We start from the raw sequence: 12,834 nt of genomic DNA on the forward strand, positions 1-12,834 counted from the left end.
CAACTAACAATCAGTGGGAGATGAGGCAGACTATGAACGCGATGTCCTGTTGCGATGTGTGCACTAGCTTGTACTGAGCGTTGAACCACCCCACTGATTGAAGTTTCACTTTATGTGCTTAGTTCTGTCTTCGGTTTAGGTAAAAAATTGATATGTTGTTGCCTTTTAGATATGATGTTAACTGAATGAGAAAACGGATGATGTAACTTAAAGTTTATTAATAGGATGATGGGTATGAAAAGAGCAAGAATTATTTATAATCCAACTTCCGGTCGGGAAATTTTTAAAAAACATTTGGCGGAAGTATTACAAAAGCTGGAAACAGCAGGTTATGAGACATCTTGCCATGCGACAACAGGACCAGGAGATGCAACAAAGGCTGCACGAATGGCTGTCGAACGTAAATATGACCTTGTCGTGGCTGCAGGGGGAGACGGTACGATTAATGAGGTTGTCAACGGACTGGCAGAACAAGCTTACCGGCCGAAGCTCGGAATCATTCCAGTAGGTACAACGAATGATTTTGCACGGGCTCTGCATATTCCGAGGGATATTGAAGCTGCAGCAGATATCATCGTTAAAGGTGATAGGATCCCTGTCGACATTGGACGGATTAATGATAAGTATTTTATTAATATTGCCGGCGGTGGCAGGCTGACAGAGCTTACTTATGAAGTGCCAAGCAAGCTGAAAACGATGCTTGGGCAGCTCGCCTATTATTTAAAAGGGATTGAAATGCTTCCATCCATTCGATCAACGGAAGTGAGTATTGAGTATGATGGGAAGCTTTTTGAAGGGGAGGCGATGCTTTTCCTTGTTGGGTTAACCAATTCAGTCGGTGGATTTGAAAAGCTCGCTCCAGATTCATCGATTAATGACGGCTTGTTTTCCTTATTAATTTTGAAAAAGACAAACCTAGCTGATTTTATCCGAATTGCAACACTGGCAGTCCGCGGTGAGCATATCAATGATCCGCAAGTCATTTATACACAAGCGAACCGGATAAAAGTACAGTCTAGCGAAAAACTCCAACTAAATCTTGATGGCGAATTCGGCGGATTGCTGCCAGCCGAATTTGTGAATCTTTATCGCCATTTAGAAGTCTTTGTACCAATTGATCAAATCCGTGATGAGGACCGCCCGAGGGATTGGGCAAGTTCCTTATAAGAAAGAGGAGCTCGTTCCTATTGGGGGCGGGCTTTTTGCATACTAAGCATATGAAATGTGATAAACTTTAAGAGAATTTTATAAAAGGGGTGATGTTAAACATGAGTATTAGTGAAAGGATTGTGAACGAACTGATCGAAAAGATGAATCAAATGAATCAAAACCACAGTGAAAGTGAAATCTTTGTCCCTGGAAAGGGGAAATTCAAGATTATTTTACAGACAGAAAATGAAATGTCAATAAACGAAGAGGTAAATGCTGATCCCACATTGGCGGAAAAGTTTGAGAAGAGTCGAGATGCCTATCGTCATCAAAGATTTATGACATCCAAAGAATTAATAAACAGGATAAAAGAAACGGACTTTAATGATGAGAAATAAAAGAAGAGTCATATGGCCAGAACCTATCTTGAAAAACTTTTTACCCTTCAAAGTATTCATTTTACACCGGAAGAAACCAAAGATTTTTTAATAAACCTCGTACTAGAAGTTGAAGACCTGTTATTAAACCCAATACTATCTAAATCATATATGGAGGAATTCGGACGATTCATTGGCATCTCAAGAGTTATTGTCAGGAAGTTTTGTATTTATTATGAGTTTCATGGCTCTGACATTGTTATATTGAACATTAAATTCCCAGGTGAATACTCCGGTTAACTTTTTATCTTATTTTCTTCGTTTGTTAATACCCCTCAAAAAACTAACGATAATATCCTCTTTTGTTTCTAACACAAAAGGTTCGTCAGTATTTCGTATTCCCCCAATAATATGATACAATTTCCCTTATTAATGCTGAAAAAAAGGACGAAACGAATGAGTAAAACATTACCAGTACAAAAAAACGATTATATAGATGTGATTTTTGAAGATTTAACTCATGATGGGGCTGGGGTAGCTAAGGTTGAGGGCTATCCGTTATTTATTCCGAACGGGCTTCCCGGTGAAAAGGCAAAAGTTAAAGTAATTAAGGTGAATAAAGGCTATGGATTCGGCCGGATTGTTGAAATGTATGAAAAAAGCCCATATCGGGTTGAGGCGGCATGCCCTATTTACAAAGAATGCGGCGGATGCCAGCTTCAACACTTAAGCTATGAAGGGCAGCTGAAAGCGAAGGAAAAGCAAGTTAGGGACGTGCTAGAGCGGATTGGAAAACTCGAAAATGTTAAGGTTCACCCTGTCTTAGGCATGAAAGAGCCTTGGCGCTATCGCAATAAGGCCCAGGTTCCGGTTGGCGAGCAAGAGGGAGGCCTCATCGGCGGCTTTTATCAGCAGCGTACCCATCAAATTATTGATATGAAAGAATGCATCATTCAGCAGGAAAAAAATGATGAAGTTGTTCAGACTGTAATTGATATCTGCAGTCGTTACGGTGTTCGTGCATACAATGAGGGCAAGCATAAAGGAGATCTACGCCATATTATGGCCCGACACGGTCTCGTAACTGGAGAAGTAATGGTTGTGCTCATTACCAGAACGAATGACCTTCCGAATAAAAATAAGATTGTAGAGGAAATTGCTTCACGAATAAAAGGCATCAAATCCATTGTTCACAACGTCAACTCAAAGAAAACGAATGTCATCTTTGGTGACCATACAAAGGTTCTTTGGGGTGAGGAAGTCATCTATGATTTCATCGGAGATATTAAATTTGCAATCTCTGCCCGTTCCTTTTATCAAGTCAACCCAGAGCAGACAAAGGTTCTATATGATAAAGCGTTGCAATACGCAGATTTAAGCGGTGAAGAAAACGTGATTGACGCTTATTGTGGGATCGGAACCATTTCTTTATTCCTTGCTCAAAAGGCTAAGAAGGTTTTCGGTGTCGAAATTGTGCCGGAAGCAATTGAGGATGCAAAGCGGAATGCGGAACTCAATGGGATTACTAATGCAGAGTTTGCTGTTGGGGAAGCGGAAGTGGTGATACCTAAATGGTATGAGCAGGGCAATTCTGCAGATGTGTTAGTCGTTGATCCTCCACGAAAGGGCTGCGATGAAGCACTTTTGAACACAATTATTGAAATGAGGCCGAAGAAAGTCGTTTATGTCAGCTGCAATCCGGGGACGTTGGCGAGAGATTTGCGGATACTGGAGGATGGCGGGTATAAGACAGTGGAAGTGCAGCCGGTGGATATGTTTCCGCAGACGATGCACGTGGAAGCAGTAGCAAAATTAACCTTGATATAACAAGGTTTTGATGCAAGGTATGTTGGCATTGACCACATTTTAACCACATACCTTGCAAAATCCTTAATTTGAAATGTATTTTTCGAACAAATCAACTGACTTTTCCTTCATTGATTCAGTTACGTGAGCATATACATCACCAGTTGTTTTTATACTGCTGTGGCCGAGACGATCTTGCACCTCTTTCAAAGACATTCCAGCTTCGAGACACATAGTAGCGTGTGTGTGTCGCAAATCGTGGAAACGAATTTTTGTTACATTGGTGTTTTTTATTGCTCTGTTAAAATCAGAAGTTAAGCTTCTAGGGAAGATCGGCTTACCAGTATGAGTTGAGAAAATTATATCAATATCTTCAAAAACATTACGATATGCCATTTTAATTTTATTTTGATGGGCTTTCCATTCTTTTAATTCTTTTATTAGTGAATCTCCAATTTTAATTTTTCTAATAGAGGATTCAGATTTAGGAGTAGTAAACCGAAATCCATCTTTGTCATATACAAGAGTTCGTTCAACAGTGAGATTTTTGCTTTCCTCATCTAAATCAGACCATTTTAAAGATAAGATCTCACCCCTTCTGCAACCAGTGTTAAGCGCTAGGTTAACAATTGAGTGCGTTCTAAAATCATTTAACCTAGTAGTCAGTAAAAAAAGGTTCATCTCATCAATCGACCATGTTTTTTGTTCAACTCTCCTTGGTCGCGGCTTTTCGACATCTACTAGAGGGTTAACTTGAATGACTTTCCACTTACGGGCAGTTTCTAAGGCTCCATACAATATTGTACTAATGTATTCAACGTATCTAGGTGATAAGCCTTCGTCTGATAGGTCGTTTACAAACTTTTGTAGGTTAATAGGGTTTAATTGAGTTAATTTAAATTTACCTAAGACAGGTTTAATTCGATAATTATAAGCGTTAGTATACTCTTTGAATGTAGTTTCTTTTACTTTTCTCTTCATAATTAACTCAAACCATTTTACAAATAAGCCTTCGACTGTGATTTCGGCAAGATCGCTTGAAACTCCATTTGCATCCTTTGCCTTTATCTTTTCAATTGCCGCATCTACTTTCTCTTGTGCTTCTTTTTTTGTATCAGCTCTTCTTGTAACTTGTCTCCTCTTACCTGTAATTGGATCACGAGGTCCATCTTCTGTACATTTCCATTTGTATCCTTGTTTATTTTTAGCAGGGACCTTTTGAAAATAAGCCATTATGTTTCCTCCTTAATAATGAACATAACTACTGCAATTTTTTAGTTTAATTTTGTATTAACAGAGTCATATTTCTTTCCTTTGACAGCAAAGGAATAAATTCATCTAATTCATTTGCAGAGATAATTAATTGACGAACTATATACGGATCAATTCCATTTCTTTCAATCCTCTTTCGAATAGTACTTAAATGAAGACCAATTTTATCTGGAAGGTCACCATTAATAACTAAATCTGAAAGATAAATCGGCATGCTGATGATTGATTCATCAAATTCATCCCTTCCTATATATTCAAAAGGTTTAATTGCGTTGTAGTAAAATACATGCTTGTCCCAGTTTAGTTCACAAGAGGAAAAAGTAAGGACATACCAATATGGAACGAGTTTTCGGTCAACATATTCATAATAAAGTCGCTGCTGCGGCATTGAAGCTCAACTCCTTACTAAATAGTGAAAGACTTTCTTCGATATCAGACATTAAAAATATTAGTTGACGAACTTGAAGAGGATTAGCTTCATGTTCAATTATTCGTTTTTTAATATTTTTCAACGTGATTCCTAGAGTTGAGATATGAGTATTTGATCGGATAATATCAGCGGAATCAATAGACACCCCCATCAGATATTCATCAAAGTCAAATCTACTAAACTTTTCAAATGGGGCCTTTACCTCAAAATAAAAGGTATCATTATCCCAATCTATTTCTCCGTTTTCAACAGTAATTACAAACCAATAAGGATATTCATTTCCGTCAATTTCTTCGTAATAAACAGCCTGTCTAGACACTTGTTAGCACCCTTTCTGTTTTCTTTTGTTTCAGTTGATTCTCTAATTGCTGTAAGAGTGTTTTTGTTTCCTCTGACCAGTCCTGAGCAACCTTTGAGTACCTGTTTTGTTCTTTTTCAATTATTGCTATATCAATTTTGTTCCTTAATACTCTCTGCTTAATTTGTTCCATCCTTTTTGCAGCCAAAGAAAAAGGAATATTAAATATTTCTTCTATTGCTTTTATTGCATAAAACTCATTATTCGGTAGTTCAATAGAATTCAACATAAAAGAAGGTATTGCTGCGTAAAGTTGGAATTGATTTGCTTGAGTTTCTTGTAGATCAATAAACAATTTACACTCCATTTCTTCTTGAGCTCCTATATGCCTAAAGGGATGACCAATTTCATGAAAAAAAATGGCTCGTTGTTTTTTTTCGGGTAATGATGGGTCCAAAAAGATCATTGCATCTTCCTCATCCCATAAAGCTCTAGAAGGAATTTTTTCTATGTATTTAATATGAAAATTAAAAGACTCACTTATATTCTTTATTGATAAATCAGAAGGAGTAAGAATGTCTTTGTCCTTATATAGTTTTTCTATCAGCATTTCTAAATCAGTTTTTTTATACAAAGTTAGCAACTAAATCACTCCAATGATTATGTTTGCGAATGTATGTTCTGTTTTTATCTAAAAATAAATAAGGCTTTGGCCTTTATTTATTTTTCTTCTTTTTCATATCTCTGAATAATTCTAGCTGCATGTCTAGAAACTCTTTTTCTTCATCGGTTAATTTTTCATAATTGTAAAATGCAGAATTGATTTCTTCCTTTTTAGAAGACGGCTGTGGATCATTGGTCCTTCCTAGTAGAAAATCGATAGTTGTATCAAATAAATCTGCTATTTTTAATAGCGTTTCCTCTCTGGGAGTCCTATTTTTCTCTTCTGATTCATAACCGGCAATTGTAGGACGCGATAACCCTAATTTTTCAGCGACATCTTCTTGAGTCCAACCCATTTTTTCCCTAAGGTATTTAAACCTTTGAGCAAATGTTTCCATAAAAATCACCACCGGAACAATATACCTCAATTGTACAAAAATATGTTCCTAAAAGAAACGTAGATTTTCGGAACAAAATGTATTGACATAGTTCCGTATAGGAACTATAATGAAAGCAAATGTAGTTCCTAATCGGAACTAAAAGGAGGGTTAGTAATTGTCTCATCAAAGAAAAGACCTTATTAATCGAAGAAATGAACTTAAATTAACACACGACTCTGTTGCTTCTAGAGCAGAAATATCAAGAGCATACTATACAAATATTGAAGCTGGAAGAAAAGATCCTTCTATGAAGGTTATGAAACGAATTGCGGATGCTCTTGAGACAACAGTAGATGCTATTTTTTTTACTTATCAAGTTCCGAAAGGGAACAAAGAGAAAACGGCCTAAAGTACCAAATCAAACAATAGAGGTGAACCTATGAAAGCAAGTATCAGCTTTATAAATGCAGAAGAGTTTCAAAAATTGTTAGAAAGAGCTGCCACTCTATCTGAGCAACTACAGGAAACTCTTCAGCAAATTAATGATTTTGAACTAGATATAGAAGTGAACAAAACAGCCACCGCGACAATGGAGGTTGAGATGAACAAATACTCGAATCCAAAAACATTTTTCGAGAACTCTAAATTAAGTAAATCCGAACGTGCATTTTTAGTTGCTGCTAATCAAGTTCGTCAATATTAATTCCGTGTTTTTTTAACTTTTGAGTTAACTCTTCATGATAGAGTTTTACAGTTTCAATAGCGACTTGTGCACTGAACTTTTGCATTAATTTAATTCCTTGAACCTCATCGTAAAGCTCTGGATCACTTAACTTTAACTTTTCTGACTCTGAGCTATCTTTTTCAAAGATTGATTGAATTGATTTATTGATGGCCTTACTTAATGATTCGCTATAAATTTTCTCGAAATCCAAAATTTCCACCTCCTTCCATAGTCACATTTCGACAGGAAGAGAGGAAAACCTTCTAGGAGGTAAATCAATGTACGTTTTCGATTTCGTCAAACAAGAAAGAGAGAAATTGGGATTAACTAGGCAACAACTAGCTGACAAAGCAGACGTCTCAATCTACGTTGTGAAAAGAATCGAAACAAACAAACCTTATAATCCATCGGCATTAAAAATTAGCAAAGTTGCCAAAGCGATAGGCTTTGATTGGGATTACTTAAATGATCACTGCTTATGGCCATAATCTTTGAACCCAGGAGGTGCAGTCGTGCTCAAATTAGACATGTTGGTTAGTGATGATTTTGTTGATGCAATTGCTCAAAAGATTGCAGATCGGGCAACAGATATTATTACTGAAAGAATTAGCTCATTAAATAATTTGCCTCTTGTTTTAACAAGGGAAGAGGCAATGAATATTCTCAGATGTGGACCTACTAAGATGGCGGAGTTAATGGCTAGACCAGACTTTCCGGTAAATCGCGAATTTGGCGTTAAAATTCCAACTCACATGTTAATGAAGTGGATTGAAAAGAACACCAACTGGATAGAGCAAAACACCAACTATTTTAGTAAGGAGGCAATTTAATGAACGAGTTACAAAGAGTATTTGATTTTAACGGTCAAGAATTAAGAACAATAATTCATGAGAACCAACCTTGGTTTGTTGCAAAAGATGTTTGTGAAATCTTTAGTCAAGTCAGTAAGGCGGTCGAACGCTTAGATGATGATGAAAAGCTGATGGGAACATTATTCCTATCAGGTCAAAACCGCCAAACTTGGTTTGTTAATGAAAGTGGCCTTTACGAGTTAATTCTTACTAGCCGCAAACTAGAAGCAAAGATGTTCAAAAAATGGGTGAAACAAGAAGTTCTGCCATCTATTCGAAAACACGGTATGTATGCAACTCCACAAACTATTGAAAATATTTTAAACGATCCAGACTTCGGTATAAAACTACTTACCACTATTAAAGAAGAACGGTTGTTACGAGAACAAGCTGAACAGCAGAGAGATAGAGTGATTGCTCAACAGCAAGCAGATCTTCCTTATACCAATTTCGGAAAAGTGGTGTCTAATTCATCTGGTGCGATTAGTATAGGAGTTTTCGCAAAGATGATGTACGACAAGCACGGTATCAAAATTGGCCGCAACAAAATGTTCGAATGGCTTCGTGAAAATGGTTACTTAATCAAACAAGGCCGTGAGTATAACAACCCTAAACAGATTTATATCGAGCAAGGTCTATTTGATGTAAGACTAACCATTGTTGCCAGAACAGAGGGGGATGTAGAGAAATTAACCACACTGATTACTGGTAAAGGCCAAGTAAAACTAGCAGAAATTCTATTAAAAAACGTAAAGGTAGCAATTTGAAAGAGACTTGCATCGAAGAAGCCGCCAAGCAAAAAAATCGGTGCTAGTTCCTTCATATATAAATTTTAAATCTATTTATTCATCAATTCTGTTCAATGCTAGAACATGTTCTAAATTAGAACATTTGAAAGGGGGTGATGATCATGCAGTTGGGTTCAATTTTTAGAAAAACTCGTATGTTATCAGGTTTAAGTCAAGAAGCGTTAGCTGAACAATTGTACATGCCACGTAGCACAATATCAAAAGTTGAAAACAACAAGATGGAATTAAAAATATCGGATGCAATTAGATGGTTTCAAGTTACTCAAGCCCCAGAGGCATTGGCTGCTCTTCTGTGTGGAGTCGATATAACAACAGTTGTCCATACACTATCAAAGCTAATCGGAGGGTTTATAAGCTATGTAGCTTAATTGGAGGGAAGCAGATGTTTGGACTAACACCAAAGCAATATTTTTTATTCTTATCAATTCACGTAAAGCATCTAAAGTCTATGGGATTTGAAATACAAAAAGAATATTGCCTATCAAAAGTAAAAGAAGTTGTTTGGGATAAGCAAGAGGATTGTCTAAAAGTCTACTATGACGACACTTGGTGGCATTACGACAAGAGTGGTCGTTGGTACTAAAAGGAGGATGAAAACGAATGAGAATTAAAGCTGGAGTATGGCTAATGCTACCTAGCAATTCAAAGCATGAACTACTAAAATTGTTTGCTAATCAAACCAGAAAAGAAAAAGCAGCAAGCTAAGCTGGCACTTAACTTACTGCTCAGAATCAACAACCAATACAACGTTTAACTATATTTTACCTCAATTAGAATATAGCGGCAAGAACTTTTGTTCTTACCGTTGAGGCTAGGAAGGTTTCCCCTCCACATCTACCTTTACCTTTCTAGCTTCAACGGTGCGAATGAAAGCACCAACTGATCTTTGAAAAATACATAGGAAGGAGGTTTAGATCATGGTTGAAAATCCTATGGTCGTAGATCGTCTTTGGAATGATCAACAGGATCCAGAAGTTGTTGGTGAATGTGAAGGTTGTCGTGAAGATATTTATGAAGGTGACGACATTTACGAATTTGATGAGGGTTGGGTCCATCAAGACTCTGAGTGTTGTCAGCAATACATTGCGAATATGTCTATGTGTAAAGTAGCTGGGTAATGAAAAAACTCCTGCTGGGAACAGGAGTTAATGGATTTGAAAATCAATTAATTACCGTCATTGTAGCATATCAAATTGTGGCGGTAAAGGGAGGATTAAAATGCAAGCACAAGTATTAACACTAACAGTTGATATGTCTCGTGAAGAATGGTTGAAGGCTCGAAAAGCTGGTATCGGTGGATCAGATGCAGCTGCTATTGCTGGTCTTAATAAATGGAAGTCTCCAGTAGGTGTTTATTTAGATAAAACGGGACAGGCTCCGGATGTAGATATGGCAGGGGAGGCTGCATATTGGGGCAATATGATGGAAGATATTGTTGCTCAAGAGTTTTCGAAGCGTACTGGCCTGAAAGTCCGGAGAAGAAACGCCATTCTAAAACATCCAGAACATCATTTTATGCTAGCTAATGTTGATAGATTGATTGTCGGTGCAAGAGAAGGACTTGAGTGCAAAACGGCTTCGGAATACCTAAAGGACTTATGGGAAGGCGAAGAAATACCGGCTTCTTATCTCTTACAATGTCAGCACTACATGGCTGTCACAGGGTATGTAGCTTGGCATATAGCAGTTCTAATTGGTGGAAATAAATTCGTTTATAAAAAAGTCGAACGGGACGAAGAGTTAATTCAATACCTTATCGATATTGAAAAGAATTTTTGGGAAGAGCATGTATTAAAACAAATTCCTCCTGCGTTCGATGGTTCTGATGCTTCTGTTGATCTTTTAAAGGTTATGTACCCGGAATCAATTCCAAATACAGAGATAACCTTACCTCCTGAAACAAGTACTTATTTAGATGCACTTGATCAAGTAAATGAGGAATTAAAGGAACTGGAAACTCAAAAGAAAGAGTATGAGAACAAGATAAAGGTGTTAATGGGTGAGAACGAAAAGGCAATTGCTGGTGAGAGGCTAATTACTTGGAAGTCTATTACATCCAACAGATTTGATAGTAAACGCTTTTCATCCGAGTACCCTGACTTATTTAACAAGTTCACCCAACCATCAAGCTATCGCCGTTTTGCGGTGAAATAAGGAGGAATCTATAAATGGCTACTAATCAAGATGTTAAAAATCAATTAGCAAACAAAGCTAATAACAAACCAGCTTCGCCAGCAACCACTATTGCTGCATATCTAAAGAAGATGGGACCTGAAATAGAGAAGGCTTTACCTAAGCATATGGACGCGGACAGGCTTGGAAGAATTGCTCTTACCACAATAAGAACTACCCCTAAGTTGCTAGAGTGCAATGTTCCTTCTTTAATGGGTGCGGTCATGCAAGCTGCACAATTAGGCCTTGAACCAGGTCTTATCGGTCACTGTTATATCATTCCATATGGAAAAGAAGCCACTTTTATTATTGGCTACAAAGGAATGATTGATCTTGCTAGGAGATCTGGACAGATTCAAAACATTTACGCTCATGCAGTTTATGAAAATGATGAGTTTGAATACGAATTAGGGCTTGAACCCAAGCTTAAACACAAGCCAGCAACAGGTGAGCGAGGAAAGATGCAATATGTATATGCAGTTGCTCATTTTAAAGATGGTGGGTATCAATTTGAAGTAATGGATATGCAGGAAATTGAGAAGCGAAGAGGACGTTCAAAAGCTTCAAAAAACGGCCCATGGGTAACAGATTTTGAGGAAATGGCCAAGAAAACTGTTATTCGTCATATGTGGAAGTACTTGCCTATAAGTGTAGAGATCCAGCAGCAGGCAACTCAGGATGAAGTAATAAGAAAAGATGTCACTGCTGAGCCGGAATACATTGAAATGGATGCCATTCATGTTGAAGAACAGCAGGAAGGAAAGCCTTCTGCACTTGAACAGGAACAGATTGATTTTGAATGATCAACTTTAAAACAAATGTCCTTCTGCCTGCCTGGATATTCGAGCAGGCAAAGGATAAAGATCATTTAAAAAAGCTTGTACTAGAGTATATGAAAAAATATCCGGATTATACCATTAAATCAATAAAAAACGGAATGGCTATTTGTACTAAAAAGTGATTTTCGATAGGGAGGAGGTACAAGCGTGCAAGGATGGTTTAAATTACATCGAGAATTGTTTGAGTCGGATTTATGGCATGATGTTTCAACTTTTAGGCTCTTTCTTTACTTAATATCACAGGCAAGCCATAGGGACGGGGTTAAGACAAAAGGCATCGACTTAAAGCGCGGGCAGTACATCCGATCCTACCGAAAATTAGCAGATGACCTGTCTTATAAAGAAGGAAGAGGCTACAAAAAGTACTCACTCAGCACAATTAAGAGTTGCGTTAACAAACTAATTGAGTCCGAAAGGGTGAACGTTCAAGAAACGGAAGTAGGAACACTGTTCACCATAGTCAATTATGCGAAGTATCAAGATTTGGAGAGTGATTCAGAGGAAACTCCGAACACCCTAAACGAGGAAGTCCGAACTAATGCCGAACTAACTCCGAACGAAGTACGAACTAACTCCGAACAAGAACAAGAATTAAAGAATTTAAGAATTAAAGAATTTAAAAAAACTACTACTACCACGGCGATTGATAATCCCGTTCAGCTTTTTGAAAAGTTACTATGTCGTTTGTCGCCTAATCAGTCGCACTCTTTATTTCAGTGGGTGGATGATTTTGAAGGGAAAACGGAAATAGTAAATGAGGCTATTATCATTGCAGATAACAAAAATAAACGTTATTACGGATTTGTTGAGTACCTCCTAAAAGAATGGGCCAATAACAAACTTACTACCCTTGATAGAGTAAGAGCTTATGAGGTAGAGAAGTTTAATAAGACAAAAGTAAAGCCATACCCAAGGAGAGGTTCTATTCGTACAGAAAAGCTGCCTGATTGGTTCGATGAAGATAATCCCCAGCAGGAAGTGCCTAAACAGCCAGTAAATGACATAAGCCGCAAAAAAGCTGAACTAGAAGAAACACTAAAAAAATTGAAAGCAGGGAGTTGAAA

The 12,834-nt window shown here is 37.4% G+C and carries 21 protein-coding genes; 15 read left to right on the forward strand and 6 right to left on the reverse strand.

The genetic code is table 11. The features are described 5' to 3' along the window. The first annotated feature begins 234 nt into the window (after positions 1–234). The 3 genes from V7149_RS01550 (at position 235) to rlmD (ending at position 3,353) form a co-directional block, all read left to right on the forward strand. Positions 235–1,167: a diacylglycerol kinase gene (locus tag V7149_RS01550; RefSeq protein ID WP_335343904.1), complete on the forward strand. Its 933-nt coding sequence runs from the start codon at positions 235–237 to the stop codon at positions 1,165–1,167. Between the two features lie 101 nt (positions 1,168–1,268). Continuing rightward, a complete protein-coding gene (locus V7149_RS01555) occupies positions 1,269–1,547 on the forward strand; it encodes a hypothetical protein (RefSeq protein WP_335343905.1) in 279 nt (92 codons plus the stop codon). 435 nt (positions 1,548–1,982) lie between these two features. Next, entirely contained in the window at positions 1,983–3,353 is a 1,371-nt protein-coding gene (gene rlmD, locus V7149_RS01560; protein ID WP_335343906.1) for a 23S rRNA (uracil(1939)-C(5))-methyltransferase RlmD, read from the forward strand. Between the two features lie 63 nt (positions 3,354–3,416). Here rlmD and V7149_RS01565 read toward each other — a convergent pair whose 3' ends face one another. The 5 genes from V7149_RS01565 to V7149_RS01585 all read right to left on the reverse strand — a co-directional run bounded on the left by V7149_RS01565 (position 3,417) and on the right by V7149_RS01585 (position 6,393). Continuing rightward, on the reverse strand, positions 3,417–4,565 hold the full coding sequence (locus tag V7149_RS01565) for a tyrosine-type recombinase/integrase (protein WP_335343907.1): 1,149 nt from the start codon (positions 4,563–4,565) through the stop codon (positions 3,417–3,419). A 46-nt stretch (positions 4,566–4,611) separates the two neighbouring features. Beyond that, complete coding sequence (locus V7149_RS01570) at positions 4,612–4,992, reverse strand: hypothetical protein (RefSeq protein ID WP_335343908.1); 381 nt, start codon at positions 4,990–4,992, stop codon at positions 4,612–4,614. After that, entirely contained in the window at positions 4,967–5,353 is a 387-nt protein-coding gene (locus V7149_RS01575; protein ID WP_335343909.1) for a hypothetical protein, read from the reverse strand. Before V7149_RS01575 ends, V7149_RS01570 begins: the two co-directional genes overlap by 26 nt. Next, on the reverse strand, positions 5,346–5,975 hold the full coding sequence (locus tag V7149_RS01580; protein ID WP_335343910.1) for an ImmA/IrrE family metallo-endopeptidase: 630 nt from the start codon (positions 5,973–5,975) through the stop codon (positions 5,346–5,348). Before V7149_RS01580 ends, V7149_RS01575 begins: the two co-directional genes overlap by 8 nt. A gap of 73 nt (positions 5,976–6,048) precedes the next feature. Then, the gene (locus V7149_RS01585; protein ID WP_335343911.1) at positions 6,049–6,393 is read right to left on the reverse strand and encodes a helix-turn-helix domain-containing protein; all 345 of its coding nucleotides are present in this window, start codon (positions 6,391–6,393) and stop codon (positions 6,049–6,051) included. A gap of 157 nt (positions 6,394–6,550) precedes the next feature. On the opposite strand from V7149_RS01585, the gene V7149_RS01590 reads away from it, so the two are divergent. Beyond that, entirely contained in the window at positions 6,551–6,784 is a 234-nt protein-coding gene (locus tag V7149_RS01590) for a helix-turn-helix transcriptional regulator (RefSeq protein WP_335343912.1), read from the forward strand. A 30-nt stretch (positions 6,785–6,814) separates the two neighbouring features. Further along, positions 6,815–7,078, forward strand: coding sequence for a hypothetical protein (locus tag V7149_RS01595; RefSeq protein WP_335343913.1), 264 nt, complete (start codon positions 6,815–6,817; stop codon positions 7,076–7,078). Here V7149_RS01595 and V7149_RS01600 read toward each other — a convergent pair. Further along, positions 7,056–7,310 carry a hypothetical protein gene (locus tag V7149_RS01600; protein WP_335343914.1) on the reverse strand — a complete coding sequence of 85 codons (255 nt, stop codon included), beginning with the start codon at positions 7,308–7,310 and terminating at the stop codon, positions 7,056–7,058. The genes V7149_RS01595 and V7149_RS01600 overlap by 23 nt on opposite strands. Positions 7,311–7,377: 67 nt before the next feature. Between V7149_RS01600 and V7149_RS01605 the strand changes: the two genes are divergently transcribed. From V7149_RS01605 to V7149_RS01650, 10 genes are all read left to right on the forward strand, one after another. Next, positions 7,378–7,587, forward strand: coding sequence for a helix-turn-helix domain-containing protein (locus V7149_RS01605; protein WP_335343915.1), 210 nt, complete (start codon positions 7,378–7,380; stop codon positions 7,585–7,587). A 39-nt stretch (positions 7,588–7,626) separates the two neighbouring features. Next, positions 7,627–7,929 carry a hypothetical protein gene (locus tag V7149_RS01610; protein WP_438824075.1) on the forward strand — a complete coding sequence of 101 codons (303 nt, stop codon included), beginning with the start codon at positions 7,627–7,629 and terminating at the stop codon, positions 7,927–7,929. Beyond that, on the forward strand, positions 7,929–8,717 hold the full coding sequence (locus V7149_RS01615; RefSeq protein ID WP_335343917.1) for a phage antirepressor: 789 nt from the start codon (positions 7,929–7,931) through the stop codon (positions 8,715–8,717). Before V7149_RS01610 ends, V7149_RS01615 begins: the two co-directional genes overlap by 1 nt. 143 nt (positions 8,718–8,860) lie before the next feature. After that, entirely contained in the window at positions 8,861–9,127 is a 267-nt protein-coding gene (locus V7149_RS01620) for a helix-turn-helix domain-containing protein (protein WP_335343918.1), read from the forward strand. A 14-nt stretch (positions 9,128–9,141) separates the two neighbouring features. Further along, a complete protein-coding gene (locus V7149_RS01625) occupies positions 9,142–9,342 on the forward strand; it encodes a hypothetical protein (RefSeq protein ID WP_335343919.1) in 201 nt (66 codons plus the stop codon). A gap of 334 nt (positions 9,343–9,676) precedes the next feature. Further along, positions 9,677–9,877: a hypothetical protein gene (locus tag V7149_RS01630; protein WP_335343920.1), complete on the forward strand. Its 201-nt coding sequence runs from the start codon at positions 9,677–9,679 to the stop codon at positions 9,875–9,877. Positions 9,878–9,977: 100 nt separating this feature from the next. Next, positions 9,978–10,913: a YqaJ viral recombinase family protein gene (locus V7149_RS01635; protein WP_335343921.1), complete on the forward strand. Its 936-nt coding sequence runs from the start codon at positions 9,978–9,980 to the stop codon at positions 10,911–10,913. A gap of 14 nt (positions 10,914–10,927) precedes the next feature. Beyond that, a complete protein-coding gene (gene recT / locus V7149_RS01640) occupies positions 10,928–11,734 on the forward strand; it encodes a recombination protein RecT (protein ID WP_335343922.1) in 807 nt (268 codons plus the stop codon). Next, positions 11,731–11,892: a hypothetical protein gene (locus V7149_RS01645; protein ID WP_335343923.1), complete on the forward strand. Its 162-nt coding sequence runs from the start codon at positions 11,731–11,733 to the stop codon at positions 11,890–11,892. Before recT ends, V7149_RS01645 begins: the two co-directional genes overlap by 4 nt. A gap of 25 nt (positions 11,893–11,917) precedes the next feature. After that, a complete protein-coding gene (locus tag V7149_RS01650; RefSeq protein ID WP_335343924.1) occupies positions 11,918–12,832 on the forward strand; it encodes a DnaD domain protein in 915 nt (304 codons plus the stop codon). The last annotated feature ends 2 nt before the right edge of the window (positions 12,833–12,834 follow it).

The sequence above is a fragment of the Bacillus sp. JJ1503 genome, assembly GCF_036965125.1.
Classification (GTDB): Bacteria; Bacillota; Bacilli; order Bacillales; family Cytobacillaceae; genus Cytobacillus.